The following is a 24,226-nucleotide window of genomic DNA, read 5'->3' as shown; positions in this document are numbered from 1 at the left end:
AATGCGCGGAAGCGTCCTTTGCGGACGGTACCGGGTAGTTTGCGTTCATCCATCGCCCCACTCACGGAGGAGCCATGAAGAAGATTCGCCTGGACATCGCCGAGCTCGAGGTTTCGTCGTTCACCACCGCGGAACTGGCGGAGCAGCGCGGAACGGTGCGCGGCAACAGCGGTTACACCTGCTATCACACCGTCGCGCTGTACCGTACGGAGTGTGTGGATTACCCCATGTCGTACTGGGGCGAGGCGTCGTGCCCGTGCGAGCCGGTGGAGGACACGGACCCGAGCGTCTGCGGCATCCTGGACCTGCCCACCCTCACCGATCCCACGTGCCCCGGCGTCACCGGCTGCTGATCCGCCCCGGCGGTCGCGGTGCGGCGGGTGGATGGCGATCGCGCGCCATCCACCCGCTTTCGTTCATCAATCCCAGGAAAGCGCGGCGGACGACTGGTATTCCGTCACGGTCGTCTCAAAGAAGTTCTTTTCCTTTTTGAGGTCGATGGCCTCGCTCATCCACGGAAACGGGTTGGGCGAGCCGTAGCGTACGGGCAGGCCGATCCTTTCCAGCCGCCGGTCGGCAATGTGCTGCACGTAGTCGCGGAACAGGCCGGCGTTCAATCCCAGGATCCCGTGCGGCAGGCAGTCTTCCGCGTACGCGATCTCCAGTTCCACCGCGCGCTCGATCTTGGCGGACAAACGTGCGCGCAGTTCCGGCGTCCACACCCGCGGATTTTCCGCCACGATGCCGTTGATGAGGTCGATGCCAAAGTTCAGGTGCGTGCTTTCGTCGCGCAGAATGTACTGAAACTGCTGGCCGATTCCCGTCATCCGGTTCTGGCGGTGAAAGGAAAGCATCATCGCGAAGCCGGAGTAGAAGAAGATTCCCTCCATGATCACGTAGAAGCCCACCAGGTTCTCCACGAACTTCTGCGCGCCCTCCACCGTCTGCGTGTTGAAATCCGAGTCCATGAGCTCCGCCGTGAGCGCCATGTCGAACTCGTCCTTGCCCGCGATTGTGTTCACCTCGCGGTGCATGGTAAAGATTTCTTCCCCGTCCAGCCCCAGGCTTTCGACGATGTAGTGAAAGCAGTGCGTGTGAATGGCTTCTTCAAACGCCTGCCGCAGCAGGTATTGCCGGCATTCCGGGTTGGTGACGTGGCGGAAGATGGCAAGCACGATGTTGTTGGCCACCAGGCTTTCCGCCGTCGAGAAGAAGCCCAGGTTGCGCAGGATCACCCGCCGTTCGGCGGGGCTCAGGTCGCCGCCCTTCCACGTCGCAACGTCGCGCCCCATCGGCACTTCCTGCGGCTGCCAGTGGTTGCGGTTTCCGTTCAGGTAGTGCTCCCACGCCCAATGGTACTTGAGCGGCATGAGCTGGTTGACGTCCACGACGTCGGCGTTGATCAGGCGTTTTTCGGTCATTGGACGGGTCTGGAAGTGCGTGAGTGCTGGGTGCGTTAGTGCGTGAGTGCGAAAGATCAAAGGTTCAAGGGCGGCGGTTTTCGGCGGCTCGGTCGCGCAACCGGTTGCAGTCTCTGCCGATCCATGGAAATCCCGCCGTTCCTATTCCCTATCCCCTATTCCCTATTCCCTCACTGGCACGCTTCGCAATCCCCATCCAGGCTGCACGCCTCCGCCGGCAGCGGCGCCGGGTCGCTTCCCCGCTCCACGCGCACGTCGGACGAGGCGCTGACGGACTTCATCCACCGGGGCTGAAGTCCGCGCCGGTTCACGTCCACCGTGCTGGCCTCCACGCCGCCCGCGCCCACCGTGCGCAGGTAGTACGTGGTCTTGAGGCCGCATTCCCACGCCAGCATGTACATCTCGCTCAGGCGGCGGCCGCTGGGCCGGTCCAGGTACAGGTTCAGCGACTGCGCCATGTCGATCCACTTCTGCCGGCGCGCGGCGCAGCGGATCAGCCACTCGGCGTCGATCTCGAACGCGGTGCGGTAGCGGTCGCGCAGTTCCTGTGGTACGCGGGCGATCTCCTGCACCGAGCCGTCGTGGTACTTCAGGTCCTCCACCATCTCCGCGTCCCACAATCCCAGCGCGCGCAGATCGTCCACCAGGTGGCGGTTGATGACCGTAAAGTCGCCGGACAGGTTGCTCTTGGCGTACAGGTTCTTGTACGTGGGCTCGATGGACTGCGCGACGTCGCAGATGTTGCTGATCGTCGCCGTCGGCGCGATCGCCAGCATGTTGCTGTTGCGCATCCCGTGCGCGGCCACCGCGTTGCGCACCGGCGTCCAGTCCAGCCGCCCGCCGCGCGCCACGTCCACCGGAAGCCCGCGCTCCGCCTGCAGCAGATCGATGGTGTCGATGGGGAGCAGCCCGCGGTCCCACTTGCTGCCCGCGTAGCTCGCGTACGCCCCGCGTTCCGCCGCCAGCTCCGCCGAGCCCAGGATGGCGTGCCACGACACCAGTTCCATGCTCTCGTCCGCGAACTCCACGGCTTCGTCGGACGCGTAGGAGAGGCCCAGGCGGTGCAGCGCGTCCTGGAATCCCATGATCCCCAGGCCGACGGGACGGTGGCGCAGGTTGGCCGCCTCCGCCTCGGGAATGGGGTAGAGGTTGATGTCGATCACGTTGTCCAGCATGCGCACGGCAGTCCGAACGGTGGCGGCAAGTCGCTCCGCGTTCAGCCCCCCGGGCCCGGTGTGCGCGGCCAGGTTGATGCTGCCCAGGTTGCACACCGCCGCCTCGTCCCGGCTGGTGTTGAGCAGGATCTCGGTGCACAGGTTGGAGTTGTGGACGACGCCGGCGTGGTCCTGCGGCGAGCGCACGTTGGACGGGTCCTTCCACGTCAGCCAGGGATGCCCCGTTTCGAACAGCATGGAAAGCATCTTCCGCCACAGCTCGGACGCGCGCACCCGCTTGTGCAGCACAATCCGCCCGTCATCCGCCATCCGCTCGTACTCGGCGTAGCGGGTGTCGAAGGCGGCGCCGTACAGGTCGTGCAGGTCCGGCGTGTCGCTGGGGCTGAAGAGCGTCCACGGCCCGTCTTCGCGCACGCGCTTCATGAACAGGTCGGGAATCCAGTGCGCCGTGTGCATGTCGTGCGTACGGCGCCGGTCATCCCCCGTGTTCTTGCGCAGTTCCAGGAACTCTTCCAGGTCCAGGTGCCACGTTTCCAGGTAGGCGCAGATGGCGCCCTGCCGTTTGCCGCCCTGGTTGACCGCCACGGCGGTGTCGTTGGCCACCTTGAGGAAGGGGATCACGCCCTGGCTGCGGCCGTTGGTCCCGCGGATGCGCGAGCCCAGCGCGCGCACCGGCGTCCAGTCGTTGCCCAGCCCGCCACTCCACTTGCTGAGCAGGGCGTCGTCGCGGATGGCCTTGAAGATGTCGCCCAGGTCGTCCTGCACGCTGGTAAGAAAGCACGACGAAAGCTGCGGATGCCGCGTGCCGGCGTTGAACAGCGTGGGGGTGGATGAACAGAAGCGGAAGGTGGACAGCACGCCGTAGAATTCGATGGCGCGCTCCGTCCGCTCCGCCGCCTTTTCCGCCAGCGCGAGGCCCATGGCGACGCGCATCCAGAACCACTGCGGCAGCTCGAAGCGGGTGTCGGCGTCGTGCAGCAGGTAGCGGTCGTACAGCGTCTGCACGCCCATGAAGGCAAAGGCGCGGTCGCGCTCCGCCCGCAGTTCGCCCGCCAAGCACGGCACGTCAAACTCCAGCAGCGCCGGGTTCAGCAGCCCGGCGTCCACGCCGCGGCGCAGGTACGCGCCAAAGCGGGCGCCGTACAGCCGCTCCATGTCGTGCAGGGCCACGGGCGCGCCCAGCGCCTCGGCGTACACCTGCGTCAGCAGCAGCCGCGCGGCCAGGTACGCGTACTCCGGCTCGCGCTCCGTCCGCGCGCGGGCCGCCATCACCCCCGCCCTGCCGATCTCCTCGCGCGACACGCCGTCGTACAGGCCCGCCACCATGTCGCGGTACACGCCCTCCACGTCGACGGAAGGACCCAGCCCGGTGGCGGCTTCGGTGATGGCGGAGCGCAGAACGGCGCGGTCCAGCACCGACTCGCGCCCGTCCGCCTCGCGAATGCGGATGCGCCGCTCCGCCCGGCCGCGCGCCCGCGCCTCGCGATAGACGATAAAGCGCCGCGCGACGGAAAAGTGGCCGCCCGCCATCAGCTGCCGCTCCACTTCGTCCTGGATGCTTTCAATGCCGATGCGCTCGCCGCCCGCCGCTTCGATGGCGAGCGCGGCCTCGGCGCCGGTGGTCACGCGCTCCACCGCGTCGTCGATTTCCGAGTCGAGCGCGTCGGGATAGGGTACGCCGGCCTCGGCGCGGAACGCCATTTCCACGGCGTGCGCAATGCGGTCGCGATCGTACGGAACCAGCCGTCCGTCGCGTTTCTGAACGTGCGTAAAGCTTGTCGGGGAGCCGGCGGGAGTGCCGGGCGCGGGCGGGGCGAAGGGCAGAACGAGGTCGGTCACGGTCGCGGCTCCTGAACGGGGTGGCGGTCTCCCCTGTGGGAACGGTGCGCGGGCGTGCCCCCGCCCTCGCGGCGGGTGCGCGGATGGCGGAAAACACAAAGGCCCCAGGCGCAGTGCGCCCGGAGCCCGATGCGGCCCGGCGTGACGGAGAGGACGGCGGCGCTCCGCACCCGTATGGATGCGGCGGCCGCGTCACCCCTTCCTGCCGGGACGCTTCTTTCCCGTTCCCCTTCCCACGAGGGACACTACGGGCTCCGTGCTCTGGCAGGTCTTCTGGCTCGGGATTCATCCTCGGGAGAGCGCCTTCCCGCGGTTGCCCGCAGTGGCGTATATGCTCTCCGTCGTCCTCCCTCACAGCGGCGGGGCCGCCCCGGATTCGCACCGGGTTCCCTTTTCACGCACTCCGCGAGGAGTGCGACCAGACCACTATATCTTGTGGTCTGAGTATAGACGAGCACCACCTGTCCTGTCAAGCGCCTCGATTGTGCGTTCGCGGACGGGCGGAAGAGGCCCGCGGAATTCGCGGATTCAGGCGCTTGGGCAGCGCAGCCCGGTGCCTCAACAGACGCCGGGGGCGGCGGGCGCGGAATCAGGCGCTGATGCGCCAAGTGGCGCTGTGGTTTCTCGGGATTACCTGGCGCGCCGCCAGTGGCTAACGCCCCAGGGTATGTCATCCTGAGCGAGCGGCCATGCCGAACTTTCGGCTGCACGGTCATTTGCAGCGAGTCGAAGGATCTTGCCACATCGCCGGCCACGAGCACGTTGGTGCGAGTCTGAACCGATTCCCCACCTGCCGCGCGATCCGCATCCGCCGTGGCAAGATCCTTCTACTTCGCGCCATGGCTCGGGGTGGCGGAAAGTCTGGGGAGGCGCTTCGCTCAGGATGCCAGGTGGAGGGGCGTGACCTGGGGATGTGGCGGGAAGTGTGACGAGAGAGCGTTTCTAAACGATGATTCAGGAACAAGACAGAACGGCCGGAGAGCGGGTGCTCTCCGGCCGTTTTCGTCGCGTGGCCGCGCGCTACGAGACGCGGTAGCGGAGCCAGAGGAAGCCGCCTTCGCGCTGCTCGACGCCCTCCAGCGACAGGCGGTACGGCGTGCAATCCTCATCGTCGTCAAAGAGGGCGGGCGTGCCCATGCGCCCGTCCACCACCGGCGCCAGCAGCAGGCTCACCTCATCGATCAGCCCCGCGCGCAGCATCCCGCCGTTGATCCGCCCGCCGCCCTCCAGCATCAGCGTCTGCACCCCGAAGCCGGACGCGATCTTCCGCAGCGCGAGTGGCAGATCCACCTCCGCCGCGCCGGCGAGCAGGTACGACACACCGCGCTCCCGCAGAAACGCCAGGTACTCGTCCGACACGCGCTCTGTCAGGATGGCGACCACGTGATCGCCCTCGATGTCGCCGGACTCCCACGCCAGCCGCCCGCTCGCGTCGACGGCGAACACGAACGAATCGAACTCGCCCGGCGCGCGGAAATCGTCCCTCGCGCCGCCACCCGGGTGCTCGCGCGCGACCTCGGCATCGGACCGCAGGCCGCCGGCGAACGGCTCCATCGTCACGCGGCCGCAGATCCACCCGTCCGCGTCGTAGCTGGCGTGCACCTGCTCGTAATGCCGCCGCTCCTCCGGCGAAATCGGCCATCCATCCACCACGATGCGCCCGTCCACCGACGTCATCATGTGGCAGATGACACGCGGCCGCGAATCGGAATCCGCCATCACTGGTCCTTGCTGGGAAGAGTGGAGTTGTCGATGACGTACCGGAAGCGGGCTTCCTTCGCCACCACCTGCTCGAACGCCTCGTTGATCTGGTCGATGGGGATCACCTGCACGTCGGACGCGATGCCGTGCTCGGCGCAGAAGTCCAGCACCTCCTGCGTTTCGGCGATGCTGCCGATCATCGATCCCGCGATGCGGACGCGCGTCATGCTGACCGCGGCCAGGTCGATGGCTTCCTTTGGCGTAGGGACCAGCGTTCCGACCGTGACCAGCGTGCCATCGTGCTTCACCATCGACAGATACGGCTTCATGTCGAACGCTTCGGGGATGGTGGAAAGGATGAAGTCGAACGACGCGGCGTGCGCCTCCACCTGCTCCTTCTCGCTCATCACCACCACCTCGTCCGCGCCCAGCCGCAGCGCCTCGTCCCGCTTGTCCGCCGTCGTGGTGAGCGCCACCACCTTCTGCGCCCCGCGCGCCTTGGCAAGCTGCACGGCCATGTGCCCCAGGCCACCGATTCCCGCCACGCCCACGACATGTCCGGCGCCGATCTCCCAGTGCCGCAGCGGAGACCAGGTGGTCACGCCCGCGCACAGGATGGGCGCCGCCTTTTCCAGCGGGATCGCGTCGGGAATGCGCAGCACGAAGTGCTCGTTCACCACGATCTCGTCGGAGTAGCCGCCGAAGGTGATCTCGCCCGTCTTTTCGTCCACCGCGTTGTAGGTAAAGACGGCGGGCGGGTTCTGGTACTGCTCGTCCGGCTTGCCACGCTGGTCCTCGGCGCCCCAGTAGATCATGCAGCCCACGCCCACGCGGTCACCCACGGCGTGCGCGCGCACCTCGCCGCCCACTTCCGCCACGATGCCCACGATCTCGTGGCCGGGCATCCAGGGGTAGTGGGTGGCCAGCGGTCCGCCCCACTCGTCGCGCGCCTGGTGGATGTCGGAACGGCACACCCCGCAGAACCTGATCTGGATGCGTACGTCCTGCGGCCCCACGGGGTTGCGGTCGAACGCATACGGGCGAAGGGGCTTCCTGGGTCCCTTGGTGGCGTAGCCGATGTTGGCTGGCATGTGATCAGATCAGGCGCGCGGGTGATTGAACAAAGCTTCGATTGCCGGCCGCGACCACCGCACGCGCAATGCCCGCGCGCGCACAGTCCCGATCACCGGTCCACCATGGCCGCCTGGCGCTCGTTGTAGCGCGGGCCCGACACCTTATCCGGCGCGAGCGCGGCATCCAGCGCCGCCATCTCGTCCGCGGAGAGCGACACGTCCGCGGCGGCCACGTTCTCCTCCAGGTACGCGCGGCGCTTGGTGCCGGGGATGGGCGCGATGTCCGGCCCCTTGTGCAGCAGCCACGCGAGGGCGATCTGCCCCGCCGTCACGCCCTTGTTTGCCGCCACCTCGCGGACGGCGGAGGCGGCGCGCACGTTGGCCTCGAAGTTTTCGCCTTGGTAGCGCGGATCGTTGTGCCGAAAGTCGCTCGGCAGATACTCTTCCGCGCGCTTGACGGCGCCCGTCAGAAAGCCGCGGCCCAGCGGCGCGAACGGCACCAGCCCAATCCCCAACTCGCGCAGCAGCGGGATGATGCGCGGCTCCAGGTTGCGCTCCCAGAGCGAGTATTCGCTCTGCAGCGCGGAGATGGGGTGCACCGCGTGCGCGCGGCGGATGGTCCCCTCGCCCGCCTCGGACAGCCCCAGAAAGCGCACCTTTCCCTCGCGGACCAGCTCGCCCATCGTCCCCACCACGTCCTCGATGGGGACCGCGGGATCCACACGGTGCTGGTAGAGAAGGTCGATGTAGTCCGTCCCCAGCCGCCGCAGCGAGCCTTCCACCACCTCGCGCACGTGCTCCGGCCGGCTGTCGACACCGGCGATGGCGTTCCGTTCATCGAACCGGAAGCCGAACTTGGTGGCGATCACCACCCTGTCGCGCGAGCCCGGCAGTTCCCGCAGCGCGCGGCCCAGCAGTTCCTCGTTCTTCCACGGCCCGTACGCCTCAGCCGTGTCCAGAAAGGTGCAGCCGAGTTCGATGGATCGGTGGATGGTGGCGATGGATTCGGCTTCGTCGCGCTCCTCGGCGGTGCCGTACGCCTGGCTCATCCCCATCAGTCCGAGGCCGAGGGCGGATACGTTCAGCCCCTGCGTGCCCAGGGTGCGGGTGTTCAGCATGTCTGATTCCGTGTTGCGGGTTCGATCGAAAGACGTCACCGGGAGCCCGGTCCGGCCCCGTACTCGTCATCGCTGACGTGCTCCATCCACTCCACCGCCCTGCCGTCCAGCGCTTCCTGAATGGCGATGTGCGTCATGGCCGTGGTGGCGGCCGCGCCGTGCCAGTGCTTTTCGCCCGGCGCAAACTGTACGACGTCACCGGGGCGGATTTCCTCCACCGGACCGCCCTCGCGCTGGGCCAGCCCGCACCCCGCCGTGACGACCAGCGTCTGCCCCAGCGGATGCGTGTGCCATGCCGTGCGCGCCCCGGGCTCGAAGGTGACGGCGTTGCCCGCCGCCCGCGCCGGTTCGCTGGCCGCGAACAGCGGATCGATGCGCACCGTCCCCGTGAACCAGTCCGCCGGTCCCTTTGCGGACGGCTGTGAGCCCGCTCGCTTGATCTCCATCGTACGTCTCCCGCCGTTGATGATGTGCCGCCGCGTACCGGATGCGCCGCAACGGTGCACATCCCGTACAGCACGCCCGGGGCCGGGCCGATCGCCCGCACCTCGTTGTCGCGAAAGGTATCCCGAGGGTGCCGGCGGATAAACGAGGCACAGGTTCTCAGGGTGATAAGCGGTGCTTCGCAATGCGCGGCGGCCCGAAAACCGAGCCGACCGGGATTGACAATCCACCCGTCTTTTCCCTATCCTATAACGACACGATTCACCACACTGAACCAGGAGGACACCATGCGGATGAATCTGGATCTGGAAAAGCTGGAAGTGGAAACGACGGTCATGCAGCCGGAGTTCGGCGATCCGGCCGGCATGGTAGGGGCCGACGGCGTGTACGCGGCATCGATCCTGTACAACACGCAGACACGCCCCATCGAGCGCCCCAACACCTATTCCTCGCCGTGCGTGGCCTGAGCCGCTGACCCGGCACCGGACGGAGCAAGCACGACGGCCCCGGCGAGATCTTCTCGCCGGGGCCGTCGTCGTCCAGCGACGCCGTACTCGCCGGGGGATTGGCGGCAGAACGCGTAGACGCATAGTTTCCGTCCGCTTCTGCTGCACGACCTCCGCCGTCCATCCCCGGGCGGCGGACTCGATCTCCCCACCGAACACATACGCCCATGCGCACACGCCACCTCGCCCTGCTGCTGCTTCCGCTGTTCGCCGCCGCCGTCCTGCCGCGCACCGCGCTTGCCCAGACGACGCCCGCCGCGGCCGGCACCGGCGCGCGCGAAACCACGGAGCAGGAGCGCGGCGCCGTGCTCGCCGCCGTCCATGGCTTTACGGACGCGCTGCGGATGAAGGACACCGTCGCCATGCATCAGTACGTGGACTCGCTCACGCGCATCACGCTGCTGCGGCCCACGCGCGAGGGCGCGACGCGGGTGGTGGTGCTGACGGGCGCGGAATTCATTCGCGTGGCCACGCGCGCCGACCAGCCCGGCATCGACGAGCCGCTGCGCAACGAGGTGGTGCACGTGAGCGGCGACCTGGCCATGGTGTGGGCCGAGTACCAGGTGCGCCGCGACGGCGCCGTTACGCACTGCGGATACGACGCGTTCCACCTTGCCCGCCGCGGCGGAAGCTGGAAGCTGCTGAACGTGAGCGACACGTATCAGCAGACCGGCTGCGGCCCCGCCTGGCCCCGCTGAGCCACGTCCATCGGGCGGCAGCCCGCTCGACCCGCTGAGCCTCAGGCAGTAAGTTGGAGGCGCCAACGGCCCGGCGAAGCGATCGCCGGGCCGTTGAGGTCGCGGGGAACAATCTCTGTGGTTCAAGCGGCTGCTAGCTGGTTCCGCTTTACTCATGCTTTGAAATAGATTGCCACAGTACAGGGATGAGAGGGTCGAAAAGTCTAGTGCCCTGCTCTGGGCGACATGCACCGACAGGATGCAATGATTGATCGGATCGAAGCTGAACAGCTATTCGTCGCTAATCTCCACACGATCGAACGAGCTATCGGTCTGCTTGGAAGACGTGCAGGGCTTGATTTCGACGAGACTGACGATGTTGGCTCTTGGATTAAAACCCGCTTGATTGCGGATGAATACGCCGTTTTCCGGCATTGGCGAGGTAATAGTGCGTTTGCTGTTTTCCTTATGGTAGCCGTTTCTCGGCTGTTCCAAGAATATCAACGGATCAACAGCGGGAGATGGAGGCCTTCCGCCGTTGCTTTGCGCTTAGGTTCGGTGGCTGTTCGATTGGAACGGCTCATCTATGCTCACGGCTACACTCTTCCTGAAGCCATTAGTAGGCTACAGCACTCGGAACCAGATCTCCCGGAGGAGCGGGAACTTGTCCGTTTGGCATCTCTGCTTCCGGACCGGCAACCGCTACGGCAACCGCTACGGCCAACGCTGTTACCCCTGAACACGGAGCACCTTTCCGGCAGAACTTCAGCCGATGACGCTCTCATCTCTAAAGAGGACCGAGATGAACAAGCGCGAGTTGTGGAAGCGCTACAACGAGCGTTGACGTTGCTGGACCCCGAAGACTCTGTGATACTGCAGATGAGGTTGCTCCGGGGCTTTTCCATACCCGACATAGCCCGTGTACTCGGGGTCGAGCCCAAGCCACTGTACCGCCGGATAGAGCGCCTGATTTCGGCATTACGACCAGAATTGGAGCGTGCCGGGATCACATCGAGAGACGTAGCAGGCTTGATTGAGGCCGAGCTATGATGGCACTAACTACCCATTGGCCATCTTCTCTGTCGATTCCCTCGTGTGCGATTCTCTTCGGAGTTGTAAAGATCGTGGGATTGAGAAGATGAACATCCATCCTATTGATGATGAGCGACTGGCCGCCTTGATCACTGGCGACTTGCCAGATGAAGAGCGTGCAGAGGTCATACGTCAACTTGCCTTCTCTCCGGATGATCTCGACGTCCTCGCGGCTGCTGCCTCCGCCCGCTTGAATCCGTTTAGTCCTACTCGGCCGATTTCGCCTGGGATGTTTATCGGACGTCAAGAGGAACTGACAAGGATGATAGAGGCATTAGTCCACACGCGTTCTGGTCAACCACGGAATTTCTTGGTGGTCGGTGAGCGCGGTTTCGGCAAATCATCCTTATTGTTCTACCTTAAAGCACTCGCAGAAGGCAGGGTTTCGAAGGGCTTCAGCTATCTTGTGATAGACACGGACGTTGATTCTTCGACTACGCAAACAGCACTTCTATCTAAGATCATCTTGGGATTGGAGAAGAAACTCACAGAATCAGAAAAAACGCGAGCATTTCTAGCTGATCTTTGGGCCCTCGTCCGTCGCATTGAGGTTGCGGGGGTAAGTATTCGAGATCCTTCACATCAGGAAGATCTTATTGCGAACGAGAGGTTTGCTTACAAACTAGCGGAGACAATCCAAGCCCTTACGGACCCGGACCAGCGCCTTCGTGCACACTACGATGGTGTCCTCCTCCTCATCGACGAAGCTGAGAACTCGTCGCCTGAGCTACGACTTGGGTCATTTTTGAAACTGTTACTGGGGCGTCTGGACAGCCTTGGCTGCAGGCATTTCATGATTGGAGTCGCTGGGCTACCTGAAATGCTTCCCATCCTCAGGAATAGCCACCCAGCTGCTTTGGGTCTATTCGAGATTATTCATCTGCAGAGATTAAAGGATTGGGAAAGCACGGTCATTATCGATAAGACTTTGGAGGAAGGGAATAGGGAGAATGGCCGTCGAACGCTGATTACTGCATCAGCTCGGCTTAGAATCGTCCGGATGGCTCAAGGTATACCTCATCTTCTTCAACGTTTCGCTCACGCCGCGTTTGACGTAGATGAGGACTACTTTATCGACGACGAGGATGTCCAAGACGGCACATATAACGAGAATGGCGCTTTAGCCACGTTGGGCATTCGTTATGGTTGGACTGATGGATACTCGGCTCGTGCACTTGATTGTCGTTGGACCCTGCTCACGAAAGTAGCAGCTATTTCGGAGCAGTGGGTCGACAGTGCGGACATCACGGACAGCATAAAAGTTTCCACGCACGAGATCAGTGAGGCTTGGAGACGGTTGGAAGATGCTGGTTTGATCGTCAGAGACGAGAACCTCAGAGGCCATGTGAAGCTCGCGAGTGAGACGCTACGGGTCTTGATTCATCTGCAACTATCAGGGCACGCCCGTGCGCAGGTCCGCAATTTCCCCGCTACGAATGGCACTAGTTGAAGTTGGACGAAAAGCATCCTGAAACCTACTCCTCCTCGCGCGCGCCGGCCTGCACCACGCGCGCCCAGTCGAGCTCGGCCCAGTCCAGCTCTTCTTCCACGCGCTGAAAGGCGGCGTCGCCGATGGTGCCGTCGGCGCGGAGGGCAACCAGGCGTCGGCGCTCGGCGCGGGTGGCGGCGCGGACCACGGCTTCGTCCGCGTCCTGGCCGTCGTGGTCCACCGGGCCGGCCGGGATGGAGACGGCCGCCTCCGCGCGGCTCAGCTGGAGCGCGTAACGGTGCCGCACGAGCGCCGCGGTTTCGGCCTCGGGGCACGCCTCGGCGGCGGCGAGCGCGGCGCGCAGCGTCTCCACCCGCGCCAGACGGACTTCGTGGCCCACGCTGCCGTCATCCTCCAGCCCCAGGCGCAGCATCAGCGGGCGCAGCGTAAGTCCCTGCAGCACCAGCGTTCCCAGCACCACGCCGAACGCCGTCACGATGATCAGGTCGCGGTACGGAAACTCGGCGCCGCCATGCGCGCCGGTGGGGAGCGCGAGGGCGGCGGCCAGCGTCACCGTGCCGCGCATTCCGCACCATCCCACCACCGCCGCCGCGCCGGCGCTCAACGCCACCGGATCGCGCGGGCCGGGCGTGCCGTCCGGATGCGGGCGGCAGCGCCACCGGCTGAACGCCGCCGCGCCCGTCACCCACGCCATGCGCGCCACGATCACCGCCGCGCACACGGCCGCGGTCACGAGTGCATACCGCGCCCCGGCGGCTCCCGTCACGCGCTCGCTGATGGACCGAAGCTGGAATCCCACCAGGATGAACGCGAGCACGTTCAGCACGAATACCGCCACCTCCCACACGGCCCACGCGGGAATGCGGATGCGCGCGGGCACCACCTCGGCCGCGCGACGCGAGGCGGCCATGGCGTACACCACCAGCGTGATGATCCCGGACAGGTGAAGCTGCTCCGCCAGAATCCACACCCCAAAGGTGCTGCAGAACTGCACGACTACCGCGGTGGATACGTCGGTGATGCGCGCGCTGACGGCAAGGGTGAGCCGTGAGAGCACCAGCGCCAGCACCACGCTCCCCACCGTCACGATCAGCAGCATGGGCACCACGGTCCATCCGGAAAGCGTGCCGGTGAGCATGGCGCCCACGGCCAGCCGGTAGATGAGTAGCGCGCTGGCGTCGTTGAACAGGCTTTCGCCTTCCAGGATGACCAGCAGACGGTGCGGAGGACGCAGCGCCTTGAGCACGGTGGTGGCGGCCGCGGCATCCGGCGGGGCCACGATGGCGCCCAGCGCGACCGCCGCCGCCCACGGCATGCCGGGAACCAGAAGCCGCGCCACCACCGCCACCACGGCCACGGTGAGCACCACAGCGCCCAAGGCGAGGCTGGTGACCGCGCGCCAGTTGGTGCGCAGGTCGCGCGGCGAGGCATCGAACGCGGCGTCCACCAGCACCGGCGCCACGAACAGCGCCAGCGCCAGTTCGGGATCCAGCACCAGCGTGGGCACGCCGGGGATCAGGGCGAGCGCCGCCCCGGCCAGCGCCACCAGCGCCGGGTACGGCGCCCCGATCCGCCGCGCGACCGCCGCCAGCGCCGCCCCGCCCAGAAGCAGCGCGATCACCACCTCGAACACTTCCATCACGCCTCCACGGGCAACGGGTGATCCCCTGCTTCAAGAACTCGCGATCGATTGCCGCCAGCGCGCGGAAGATCCAGTCGTCCACGCCTCACGTCAGCTCCGCGGACACGAGCCGAACTCAGCCGCGGAACGAGCGCCATCCATCCAGCGCTGCATCCATCAACAATCAGCATTGTTGGCCATCGCGAACGCAAGGGTGAGGAACGTCGTTCCGGATCGCGCTCCGCGGGAAGAAGGATACAGCGATATACTTAGTCGATAAACTTGACGGCGCTTACCGGGCTGATAAGCGGGTGTTTACGATGGGAGACGATTTGGATCGCGATGTCCATTGCAATGCACATCCGCGGCGGCGATCGTGTGCCCCGCCTCATCCATCCGGCGTATCCGGGCGCCCATCGACCAGCGAAATCGGACACACCTGACCGACTGATACAATCTGCACCACCCATCCATCCCCGCTGACGATCATCATGAAGAAGATCACGGTTCTGTTCCTGGCGGCTGACCCGGGCGCAACGCTCAGACTGGATGAAGACGTTCGTGAGACGCAGCAACGGATCAAGGTTGACCGTACGGAAGCGGTGATGGACTTCCAATGGAGACCCGCTGCGCGCCCAAGTGATCTAGCCAATGAACTGCGCACGACACGGCCGCGGATCGTGCACTTCAGTGGGCACGGCAACGAGGGCGTTCTGGTGTTCGCGTCGCCGGACGGGCTCGACAAGCGGCGGGTGAGCACGGTGGCCATGACGCGGGCCTTTCAGGTGTTCAAGAACGAGGTCCGTCTCGTGGTCCTGAGCGCCTGCTACTCCCGGTCACAGGCGGAAGCCGTCGCGCAGGTCGTCGGGTGCGCGATCGGCACTACAGGCGAGATTCTGGATGAGGATGCCATCCGCTTCAACGCCGAGTTCTACGGCGCGATCGCATCCGGGGAATCCGTCCAGATGGCGTTCGATCAGGCTCGTACGGTGCTGGAGTTGAACGAACCGGGCCCGATTCTGCCGGAACTGGTGCACCGCGCCGATGTGGATCCCGCGCGGCTCTTTCTGCAGCCGCGCTTTCGCCGCGAGAAGCGGTACGCGGCCATCGCTTCCGCCGCCCTGACGGCCATCATCCTCGCCACGAGCTGGCCCGTCCGCGATCAGCCGCCGCCCGACGTTCCTGTGGCGTTTCAGGTGATGGACTGCGGGACCGCGAGTACGACGGGCGGCTCGGGCAATCTGGAGGCTGGAAAGACGCTCTGCGCAAAGGGGCGCTACGAAGCTGCTTTTCGCCTCTTCCAGAAGTCCGCGGCGGCCGGCGAGCCAGAGGCGCTGGGACTGCTGGGATGGGCATACCTTTCCGGCCGCGGCACCCCCGTCGACTCTGTTCGCGGCGCCGAGCTGGTGAAGCAGGGTGCCGACAAGGGCGACATCCGCAGCATGATCGCCTGGGCCGCCGTTCATCAGAACGGATACGGCGTTCAGGGCAGGAGCCCACACTTCGCCAGGCACTGGCTGCATCGCGCCATCGATGAAGGACACAGCGCCGAGGCCATGCGCAGACTCGGCGTCATCTTCGCCGAGACCGGCAGCGACTCCGCCGTACATTATCTGACGATGGCCGGGCAGGCTGGTTCCCACGACGCGCATGTGGATCTGGGCGACCTGTACCTCGAGGGAAAGCTGGTGACGGCGGATACGACCAGGGCGGTTCACGAGTACCTCACGGCCGCCAGAGCCAGATCCGTACGCGGGATGTACGCGTTGGGCCTGGCGTATCAGACGGGATTGGGCGTGCCGGTGAAACTCGACGCGGCACACACGCTTCTCCGGGAAGCGGCGTGTGCGGGCTCTGCCGACGCACGGTACGCGCTCGGCGCGCAATACCTGGACGGAGCCGGCGTCCCGGCGGATACCTCAATGGCCGCGCGCTGGCTCCACACCGCGTGGGATGCGGGCTCGCGCGCCGCCCAGGGCACCCTTCAGCAACTCGGCATGCTGGAACGCCCGCTCCGGTGGAGGGGCCCCGTTGGGTGGGTGCTCGCGCGCCTCGGCCTGTCCGGAACCGGTTTGCCGGAACGGTGCCCCGCGAACTCCGCGATCGCGCACTGAGGACCGGGATTGGCAGGGCTCGGATCAAGGCGCCGCAGAGCTGCCCGCGATCCACATGCGGCGAGAACGATCAACCGGATAAAGAACTTCGGCGGGACGATTCGTGACGATGGTCGGCCGGGGAAACTCCGGCCGAGCCGCCGCGCCTTCGTCCGAACCTCGGCATCACCGGGTGCCGCACGGCTCGCGACCCGCCGCCGGGCCGCCACGCTGAATTGTTACGCAGCGATCACTTGAGGACCTCGCGGCTTCCTGCTACTTTCCTTCCCACAAAGACATTATCAGCCGATTAATGTCTACACAACGAGCACCTCCACGCCGAGGTGCCACCCACCGAAAAAGGATGCCATGAAGATGAAGTTGTGGAAGCTGGTGCCCGCGCTGTTGGGCGCGGCGGTGCTGGCCGCCTGCTCCGACACGTCGGGCGGGTCGGAGCCGCTGGCCGTTCAGCCGCAGGACGACCTGGTCGAGCGGATCGTGAACATGGGCTTCGACAAGACCCGGATCGTGGACGAGGGCGGCTACTTTCTGGTGGAAGGCGACATCCGCATCGAAAAGGCCGCGCTGCGACGGCAGACGGGTCCGCGCACCCAGCGCGTGGTGAGCACCATTGCCGCCAACCGCCGCACCATCACGGTGAACCTGACCGCCATCGCGGCCGAGAACACCTCGTGGGCCAACGCCACCCGCGCCGCCATGGCCAACTGGAGCGCGTCCCAGGGCGGCGGCATCACCTTCGTGGAAACCACCGGCGTGGCCGACGTGGTGGTGTCGTTCGTCAACTGGGGCAACAACTGCGCGGCCGCGCAGGGGTCGTGGCCGATGAACGGTGCGCCGGGCACCACCGTCGTCGTCAACCGCCAGTACCTGACCACGTATTCGTACGCGCAGCAGGTGTGGGTGATGACCCACGAACTGGGCCACAACCTGGGGCTGGCGCACACCAACACCAACGATGGCTCGCCGGTGTACGGTACGCCCTCGGGCGACGGCGCTTCGGTGATGAACAACGGCAACTTCTACGGCGGCTGCCCGCCGAACGCGCCGTCGTGGTCCGGGCTGAGCTACTACGACCAGCTCGCGCTGCGCAACCTGTATCCGCTTCCGCCGGTGACCGGCGTCACGGTGGCCAACGTGGGCGGGCAGGTGCAGGTGAGCTGGAACGCGGTGGCCGGCGCCACCTCGTACTGGGTGGAGCGGGTGGAGGAGCGCACCGTGAACGACTACTACGCCAACTACTCCAACACCACCGTCAACAGCGACGGCGCGGCGCAGGCGTTCGGGACGTCGTACGCCACCGGGAATGCGTGGACCGGCGTAAGCTCGTGCCTGTGGGTGTACGCGTGGGCGTACGACGACCAGAGCACGTACTTCTACCGCGTGACCGCCAACTTTCCCAACGGCACCAGCGCCATGTACACCAGCGTCTACACCGAAGACGCCACCTGCTGATCGCGTGACCGGCTGAACGATGCCAGTCTGCGGCGGGCGTAAAAGAAGGCTCCGCAACGGGTTCGTTGCGGGGCCTTTTACGTTGTGGATGAACGGCGGCGCGTCAGGTGATTCAGTTCGGAGGATGGAGTTTGGCGCAGCGGCGGGGAGGCCCCTCCCCCGGCCCCTCCCCGCTCCCCTCCCGGCCGAAGCAGAGGCGCGAGAGGGGGAACTGCGATTCGGCGCGATCCGGATGGTGCCGCGCGGCCGGAGAGGCCCCCTCTCCCCGGCCCTCTCCCCCGCTCCGCGGGAGAAAGGGAGACCTCAGCGCGCGGGCACGCCACGGCACCGGCCGCACCGCTTCGTGGCGGGTGAAGGTTGCGGTCTGTAGGGGGCTCAGAGCGGCACCGTGAGCAGGGCGCGGCGCAGTTCGGCGGCGCTCGGGATGCGCGCGTGCGGGTCGTGCGCCAGGGCGGCGGATACGACTTCGTCCAGGGCCGCGCTGATGCCGGGCACGCGCTCCCGCAGCGGCACCGCGCCCCCGGCGATGATCCGCTCGCGCAGCCGCGGCTCGTCCTCGCCCGGCTCCAGCTCATAGGGCAGGCGGCCGCTCGACATCTCGTACAGCAGCACGCCGAGGGAGTAGACGTCCGCCGCCGGATGCGTGGCGGATGCGGGATCGGCAAGCTGCTCCGGCGCCGCGTACGCCAGCGTCCCCACGTCATCCTCCTCCCACGACGGCGCCAGCGTCCCCCGCGACCCGATCGCCGCCGACACGCCGAAGTCGATCAGCCGCAGACCGTTGTCCGCGGCGAACAGCACGTTGCCCGGCTTCAGGTCGCGGTGCACGAGGCCAGCGGCGTGCACGTGATCCACCGCGTCCACAAGCTGCGCGAGAATCGTCCGCCACACGTCAGGCGCCAGCGCATGCTCCCCGGACAGGCGGTCCGCGAGCGAGCCGCCGGGCGCGTATTCCAGCAGGATGGCGGAGGATCCAGCCCGGCCGGCGAAGCCGATCACGTGGTGCTGCCCGCCGAGGCGCGCGAGGATCTCGCCCTCCAGTTCAATGCGCCGCCGCAGGTCCGGCCGGTCGCCCGCGTCGGGACGCACCTGCTTGCGAGCGAGAAGACGCCCATCCGCCGCGCGGACCAGCGTGACGCGGCTGCCGCTCGCGGTTTCCGCCAGCAGACGCACGGTCTCGTACGAGGGATTCATCGCGGTCCGCATGGCCGCGCGTGGCGTGTTCCGATCGGAAAACAGCGAGACGCGAAAGGCGCCGCATCCGCCCTCCGCGTCTCATCCATCCCCCGCCTGATCGTCATCAACCCGAAACGAAGGCGTCAGGTAACCAGGAATTTGACCCGCGCCGCGCGGGCCAGGATGAACTCGTCGCCGTCCGCCAGCACGTGGTGCTCGCCGCGCTGCAGGGGCGTTCCGTTCAGCTCCGTGCCGTTCAGGCTGCTGTCGATCAGCAGATAATCCTTGCCTTTGCGGATGATGGAGCAGTGATACCGCGACACCACCGCGCCGGAATCGCTGATCACCAGATCGTTCTGCTCCCCTGCCCCCTCGCCCTGCGCCGCGCCGATGCGGAACACGTCCGCCTGCAGCGGAACCAGCCGCCCGCGCGAAATCCCGTCCACCACCTTGAGCAGCGCGCGAGGCGCGGCCGGGGTGGAGGCGGCCTCCTCCTTCTTGCGCGAACGGCGCTCCTTGATGCCGCGCCACGCCATCCAGAAAATGACGGCGGCGGACAATCCAAAGAAGCCGCCGACCGAAAGCAGCAGCCGTCGGAACTCGCGCGAGCGGCGCTTTTCCGCCACGGCCGCGCGCAGCGAAAGCGCCTGCGGATCGTCCGGCGAGGTCGCCAGCACGTCCTCCACCGCGCGGTCGGCGCGGTCCAGTTCGCCCGCGTCGAAGGCGGCGTTCGCCTCGCGAAGCTGCGCCCGCACCTGCTTCTGCGTTTCCGCGTCCGCCTCGCGCGCCTTGTTGGCCTCCTCCAGCTTCTTGGCCGCATCCAGGTCGCGCCGCGCCTGCTCGTAGCCGCGCAGCGCCTCGCCGTCCGCCGGGTCGATGGCGCGGACGAGGCCCCACGCCATCAGCCGCTCCTCCGCGTTCTGCGCCGTCACCTGCCGCGTGAAGTCGCGGGCGCGCGCGTCGCGCAGCAGCCGCGCCTTTTCCTCCGCCTGAATCTGCTCCGGCGTGGGCGCGGCGGGCTGGGCCGGTGCCGCGGGCGCCGGCGCGGCCTGCGCGGGAGCCGTCTGCGCGGGCGGCGGTGGCGGCGGCTGCCTCCTCCGCCCGAACGGCCACTGCCCCGCCGCGGGGTCCGCGGCCAGGATCAGCAGCGCGGCCGCGGCCAGCAGCGCCCTCACGCCGCCCCCACCGGCCGTGCGGGATCACCATCGGGCGCGGCGGACGGAGCCGCATCGGCCGGTCCATCCGCACCGGCGGCTGCTTCGGCGTCCGCGGCCGCCTGCGCCGCGGCGGCGGCTTCCGCGTTGTCGGCGCGGATGCGCTCCACCTCTTCGGCCACCTCGTCCGGCGGGCCGGCGAGCACGGCCACCTCGTCCCCGTCGCGCACGATCCACACGGCCGAACCCGGCGTGACGTCGCCCGCGATGATGGAGCGCGACAGGTCGGAAATCACCAGCCGCTCCAGCGTACGCTCCACCGGGCGGGCGCCGTACGCGGGGTCGTACGCGCGTTCCGCCAGCAGCGCGACCGCATCGTCATCCGCCTGAAGCGTGGCGCCGTGCTCGTCCCGCAGCTGCGCGCCGATCCCGGCCAGGTGGTTGCGGACGATCTGGTCCAGCACCGGCATGGCCAGCTCGTTGAACGGCACCACGCCGCTGAGCCGGTTGAACAGCTCCGGGCGCAGGCTGCCTTCCACCACCTTGAGGATGATTTCCTTGCGCTGCTCCGCATCCGCGGCGGAGGCGTTGGCCTCGCGCACGCCCAGGTTGCTGGTGAGCAGGATGACGGTGTTGGTGAAATCGCAGAAGCGCCCCTTGGCGTCCGTCAGCCGCCCCTCGTCCAGCACGCCGAGGAGGATGTCGATGACCTCCGGGTGCGCTTTTTCAATCTCGTCGAACAGCACGACGGAGTGCGGATTGCGCCGCACCTGCTCCGTCAGGAAGCCACCCTGCTCCGATCCCACCAGCCCCGGCCGCGACCCGATGAGGCCGGAAACGGAGTGCGATTCCTTGTACTCCGCCATGTCGATGCGGATGAGCGCCGATTCGTCGTCGAACAGCGCCTCCGCCAGCGCCTTGGCCAGCTCCGTCTTGCCCACGCCCGTGGGTCCCACGAGCAGGTACGACGCGGGCTTGCGCTTCTTGCGCAGGTCCGCGCGCATCCGCCGCGCCGCGTCCGAGAGCGTGGCGACCGCGTCCTCCTGGCCGTGCACGCGCCCGCCCAGCCGGTCCTCCAGCAGCAGCAGCCGGTCGCGCTCGCCCTCCATCATCCGCGACACGGGGACGCGGGCGCGCCGGGCCACCACCTCCGCCACGTCGATGGCCCGCACCTCGCGCGGAACCAGGAGGCCGGCGGCTTCCACCGCGCCCATCCGCCGCTGCAGGTCATCCCGCTGCTCCAGCAGGTACTTGAGCGAACCGTAGCGAAGTTCCGCCGCGCGCTCCACCTCGCCCGCGCGCTCGGCCGCGTCCAACTGCGCCTCCTTTTCCGCCACGGCGGCCTGCGTGGCCGTCAGCCCGGTGGAAGCCTCGCGTTCCTCCGTCCACCGTGTTTCCAGCGTGCTCAGCTCCGCCTGCCGCTCGGCGATCTGCGCCTCCAGCCCCGCGCGGTCGCCGTTGTCCGCCACGCCCAGCCGGCCGCGCAGGCGAACCAGGTCGCGCTGCAGGGCGTCGATGGCGTCGGGGCGGGACTCGTGCTGCGCGCGGATGCGGGCGGCGGCCTCGTCCAGCACGTCGAACGCCTTGTCGGGGAAGTAGCGGTCGCGCAGATGGCGGCGGGCCAGCTTCACCGTGGTCCGCAGCGCTTCCTCCGTGATGCGGACGCCGTGGTGCGCCTCGTATCGGCCGCGCGCGCCATGAAGCATGGTGAGCACGCTCTCGTCGTCCGGCTCGTCCACGGCGATGCGCTCGAAGCGCCGGGCGAGCGCGCCGTCTGATTCGATGCGCTCGCGATACTCGTCGTGTGTCGTGGCGCCGATGGCCCGCAGCTCTCCGCGCGCCAGTGGCGGCTTGAGGATGTTGGCCGCGTCCATCCCGCCCGCGTTGCCCCCCGCGCCGACGAGCGTGTGCAGTTCATCCAGAAAGAGGATGACGTCGTCCGCGCGCGACACCTCGTCGACCACGGCCTTGATGCGCTCCTCGAACTCGCCGCGGTACTTGGCGCCGGCCACGAGGCCGGTGAGGTCCAGCGCCAGCAGCCGCGCGTTGCGCATGCTCTCCGGCACGTCGCCATCCACGATGCGCTGCGCCAGTCCCTCCACGATGGCCGTCTTGCCCACGCCGGGGTCGCCGACCAGGACGGGATTGTTCTTGGTGCGCCGCAGCAGCGTGCGGATCACGGCGCGGATCTCCTCGTCGCGGCCGACCACGGGCGAAAGTTTTCCCTCTCGCGCGGCGGCGGTCAGGTCGCGGCTGAAGCGCGCGAGCTGGCCTTCCGGGAGCGCGGCGGCGTCTTTGCCGGCGGGCTGCATGGCTTCCGCCGCCTCCGCGGCGCGCAGGCGGTCCGGCGTCCACCCGTTGTCGCACAGTGCACTGCCGAACGGCGTTTCCGACGCGGCGGCGGCCAGCGCCACGTCCAGCGCCTCCACGGTGTGCACGCCGCGGCGATCGGCGGCGGCAAAGGCGCGGTCCAGCAGATCGCGCAGCGCGCGCCCGGCGATGGGCTGGCGGCCGGGCTCCAGCCGCGCGGCGCCCGCGTCGGTGCGCGCCACGGCGTCGCGCGCGGCCTGCGGGTTCAGCCCCAGCGGCGCAGCGGCGCGGTGCAGCGGGCCGCCCGGATCCAGCAGCACCGTAAGCAGATGGGCAGGATGGATGTACGCGATGGATCCGCGCACGGCGTAGTCCCGCGCGCCTTCCAGGGCGGCGGCGACGTCCATCGCGAGGCGGTTCAGGTCCATTCCGTCAGGTCAGGAAAAGAGTGTGTCACGCGTGCGTCCGGCCATCCGGCCCGGAAAGAGTCCGATTCCGGCAAGGATCGCTCCCGCCGCCGTTCCGGAGCCCGCCGCCCGCCCCGCGGACCGGGGCTCCGGATCCTGCATCCGCCGCCTACAATCCCGGCCGCGCCCACTCCGCCTTGGGGACGACCTGGAGCAATTCGCCCGGCTTCTTTGCCGCGGGGGAGCAGGTCAGCAGCGGAAGCACGCCGTCGCCCGGGAGAGATCCGCCGGGCAGGTCGGTGCTGCTGAGCGCCACCACGCACCAGAACGTGGCGCTGTCGCCCGTGAACGCGGCGGGGAGCGGCTCAAAGAACCAGTCGTCTTCCGCCTCCAGCCGATCACGCAGCCGCTGCTCCACCGGATCGGCCGGGTCCTCGACGCGCAGCCGGTTCAGGCGGCGGGCCAAGTGCCGCACCCAGCGCCGGTCCATCCGGCGCTCCGGCGAGGCCGAGTAGACGAGTACGGCCGGCGCGGTGACCGGCTCGTCCGCGGGCGCCCACAGCGCGGTGTTGGCCTGCACGATGGCGCCCATGGAGATCTGCGTGTGCGCCTCCGCCTTTCCGGTCATCCGGCCCAGCAGAGAATCGCCCCACTTGGGCGGATTGGCGTCCAGGCGGCGCAGGCGTTCGGGGTCGATGTCGCTCGCCAGCGAATCGCCGAAGAACGGCTCCACCTCGGCGCGCAGATGGACGGAGAGCGGATCCTCCTCCATCACCATGACGTCCACTTCCCGCCCGGCGCGGAGCGTATCCACCAGCACCGACGCCTCTTCCCGCACGCGGTCCGCGTCGTTCACCGCGTCGATGCCGATCACGAGGCGCGATTCGGCGCCCGGCGGGGTGACCTGCACCAGATACGCGGCGCTCACGTCGGGGTGCGTGGCGAACAGGCGGGCGAGCGGGTCCGTGAGATCGGCGGGAAGCGCGTCCGGCTCTTCGACCAGAATCCCGCCCGCCGACTCGTCCACCCCCTCCAGCAGCGCCTCGATCTCCATGGCGGTGAACAGCTTGTACGCCGGCGCGCCGGGATTCAGCACCACCCGCCCGCCGCGCAGCTGCGACAGCAGGGCCAGCGCGGGAACGGGCACGCACTGCAGCTCCTCGGTCGCGATCGCCTCCGCCTTGGCGGGCGACGAGAAGACGGGAACCACATCGCCCTCCTCGTCCTCAAGGTGGATGAGCGAGAATCCGGACGTTTCCGGCGTCGGCTCGCCGAGCACGTACACGGCGCTTTCCACGAACGTCTGGTAGAACTCGGCCCAGTGCTCCGGGTCGGCGATCGCGCGGGCCAGCGCCTGGTCGAGGACGTCCACAGCTTCGCTCATGCGGGGTTCCATCGTAAGATTCCGAACGGTGCCGCGGCGCGGCGTTCACCTGCGGCCGGCGGATTACGGAAGCTTCATGCCTTGCGGGCCGGGCGCCCCATCCGGACCGGCC

Annotated in this window: 18 protein-coding genes and 1 riboswitch; of the genes, 6 read left to right on the top strand and 12 right to left on the bottom strand. The window is 67.6% G+C overall.

Features of this window, described 5'->3' with window-relative positions; genetic code table 11:
- Window positions 1-74: 74 nt before the first annotated feature.
- Window positions 75-353, top strand: coding sequence for a hypothetical protein (locus HNQ61_RS19560; protein ID WP_170036551.1), 279 nt, complete (start codon window positions 75-77; stop codon window positions 351-353).
- Window positions 354-419: 66 nt separating this feature from the next.
- On the opposite strand, the gene HNQ61_RS19555 is transcribed toward HNQ61_RS19560, so the two are convergent.
- The 6 genes from HNQ61_RS19555 to HNQ61_RS19530 all read right to left on the bottom strand — a co-directional run bounded on the left by HNQ61_RS19555 (window position 420) and on the right by HNQ61_RS19530 (window position 8,773).
- The gene (locus HNQ61_RS19555; protein ID WP_170036549.1) at window positions 420-1,421 is read right to left on the bottom strand and encodes a ribonucleotide-diphosphate reductase subunit beta; all 1,002 of its coding nucleotides are present in this window, start codon (window positions 1,419-1,421) and stop codon (window positions 420-422) included.
- A gap of 170 nt (window positions 1,422-1,591) precedes the next feature.
- Window positions 1,592-4,420 (bottom strand): ribonucleoside-diphosphate reductase subunit alpha, encoded by a 2,829-nt coding sequence (locus HNQ61_RS19550; protein ID WP_170040303.1) that lies wholly within the window; start codon window positions 4,418-4,420, stop codon window positions 1,592-1,594.
- A 261-nt stretch (window positions 4,421-4,681) separates the two neighbouring features.
- Window positions 4,682-4,873: riboswitch (cobalamin riboswitch) on the bottom strand.
- Window positions 4,874-5,455: 582 nt separating this feature from the next.
- Entirely contained in the window at window positions 5,456-6,154 is a 699-nt protein-coding gene (locus HNQ61_RS19545) for a dihydrofolate reductase family protein (RefSeq protein ID WP_170036547.1), read from the bottom strand.
- On the bottom strand, window positions 6,154-7,227 hold the full coding sequence (locus tag HNQ61_RS19540) for an NAD(P)-dependent alcohol dehydrogenase (RefSeq protein WP_170036545.1): 1,074 nt from the start codon (window positions 7,225-7,227) through the stop codon (window positions 6,154-6,156). The genes HNQ61_RS19545 and HNQ61_RS19540 overlap by 1 nt, the downstream gene beginning before the upstream one ends.
- A gap of 92 nt (window positions 7,228-7,319) precedes the next feature.
- Entirely contained in the window at window positions 7,320-8,327 is a 1,008-nt protein-coding gene (locus tag HNQ61_RS19535) for an aldo/keto reductase (RefSeq protein ID WP_170036543.1), read from the bottom strand.
- A gap of 35 nt (window positions 8,328-8,362) precedes the next feature.
- Window positions 8,363-8,773: a (R)-mandelonitrile lyase gene (locus tag HNQ61_RS19530; RefSeq protein ID WP_170036541.1), complete on the bottom strand. Its 411-nt coding sequence runs from the start codon at window positions 8,771-8,773 to the stop codon at window positions 8,363-8,365.
- Window positions 8,774-9,058: 285 nt separating this feature from the next.
- Between HNQ61_RS19530 and HNQ61_RS19525 the strand changes: the two genes are divergently transcribed.
- Both HNQ61_RS19525 and HNQ61_RS19520 read left to right on the top strand, forming a co-directional pair.
- Complete coding sequence (locus tag HNQ61_RS19525) at window positions 9,059-9,238, top strand: hypothetical protein (RefSeq protein WP_170036539.1); 180 nt, start codon at window positions 9,059-9,061, stop codon at window positions 9,236-9,238.
- Between the two features lie 206 nt (window positions 9,239-9,444).
- Entirely contained in the window at window positions 9,445-9,975 is a 531-nt protein-coding gene (locus tag HNQ61_RS19520) for a hypothetical protein (RefSeq protein WP_170036537.1), read from the top strand.
- A gap of 270 nt (window positions 9,976-10,245) precedes the next feature.
- Here the strand turns inward: HNQ61_RS19520 and HNQ61_RS28850 are convergent, their stop codons facing one another.
- On the bottom strand, window positions 10,246-10,449 hold the full coding sequence (locus HNQ61_RS28850; protein ID WP_240978852.1) for a hypothetical protein: 204 nt from the start codon (window positions 10,447-10,449) through the stop codon (window positions 10,246-10,248).
- Between the two features lie 643 nt (window positions 10,450-11,092).
- Here HNQ61_RS28850 and HNQ61_RS19510 point away from each other — a divergent pair.
- A complete protein-coding gene (locus HNQ61_RS19510) occupies window positions 11,093-12,496 on the top strand; it encodes an ATP-binding protein (RefSeq protein WP_170036534.1) in 1,404 nt (467 codons plus the stop codon).
- Between the two features lie 25 nt (window positions 12,497-12,521).
- On the opposite strand, the gene HNQ61_RS19505 is transcribed toward HNQ61_RS19510, so the two are convergent.
- Window positions 12,522-14,135, bottom strand: a complete 1,614-nt coding sequence (locus HNQ61_RS19505) for a cation:proton antiporter (protein WP_170036533.1) — start codon at window positions 14,133-14,135, stop codon at window positions 12,522-12,524.
- Between the two features lie 473 nt (window positions 14,136-14,608).
- Between HNQ61_RS19505 and HNQ61_RS19500 the strand changes: the two genes are divergently transcribed.
- Together HNQ61_RS19500 and HNQ61_RS19495 are read left to right on the top strand one after the other, a co-directional pair.
- On the top strand, window positions 14,609-16,231 hold the full coding sequence (locus HNQ61_RS19500) for a CHAT domain-containing protein (RefSeq protein WP_170036532.1): 1,623 nt from the start codon (window positions 14,609-14,611) through the stop codon (window positions 16,229-16,231).
- Between the two features lie 348 nt (window positions 16,232-16,579).
- Window positions 16,580-17,683: a M57 family metalloprotease gene (locus HNQ61_RS19495; protein WP_170036531.1), complete on the top strand. Its 1,104-nt coding sequence runs from the start codon at window positions 16,580-16,582 to the stop codon at window positions 17,681-17,683.
- Window positions 17,684-18,058: 375 nt separating this feature from the next.
- On the opposite strand, the gene HNQ61_RS19490 is transcribed toward HNQ61_RS19495, so the two are convergent.
- The 4 genes from HNQ61_RS19490 to HNQ61_RS19475 all read right to left on the bottom strand — a co-directional run bounded on the left by HNQ61_RS19490 (window position 18,059) and on the right by HNQ61_RS19475 (window position 24,114).
- Complete coding sequence (locus HNQ61_RS19490) at window positions 18,059-18,889, bottom strand: serine/threonine-protein kinase (RefSeq protein ID WP_170036529.1); 831 nt, start codon at window positions 18,887-18,889, stop codon at window positions 18,059-18,061.
- A gap of 113 nt (window positions 18,890-19,002) precedes the next feature.
- Window positions 19,003-20,034, bottom strand: a complete 1,032-nt coding sequence (locus HNQ61_RS19485) for an FHA domain-containing protein (RefSeq protein ID WP_170036527.1) — start codon at window positions 20,032-20,034, stop codon at window positions 19,003-19,005.
- Window positions 20,031-22,751 carry an ATP-dependent Clp protease ATP-binding subunit gene (locus tag HNQ61_RS19480; RefSeq protein ID WP_170036525.1) on the bottom strand — a complete coding sequence of 907 codons (2,721 nt, stop codon included), beginning with the start codon at window positions 22,749-22,751 and terminating at the stop codon, window positions 20,031-20,033. The genes HNQ61_RS19485 and HNQ61_RS19480 overlap by 4 nt, the downstream gene beginning before the upstream one ends.
- Before the next feature lie 148 nt (window positions 22,752-22,899).
- Window positions 22,900-24,114 carry an enhanced serine sensitivity protein SseB C-terminal domain-containing protein gene (locus tag HNQ61_RS19475; RefSeq protein WP_170036523.1) on the bottom strand — a complete coding sequence of 405 codons (1,215 nt, stop codon included), beginning with the start codon at window positions 24,112-24,114 and terminating at the stop codon, window positions 22,900-22,902.
- Window positions 24,115-24,226 lie beyond the last annotated feature (112 nt).

Origin of the sequence: Longimicrobium terrae, assembly GCF_014202995.1 — a bacterium.
Taxonomy (GTDB): Bacteria; Gemmatimonadota; Gemmatimonadetes; order Longimicrobiales; family Longimicrobiaceae; genus Longimicrobium; species Longimicrobium terrae.
The sequence above is the reverse complement of the archived record's forward strand: the minus strand, read 5'-3'. Positions and strand labels throughout refer to the sequence as shown.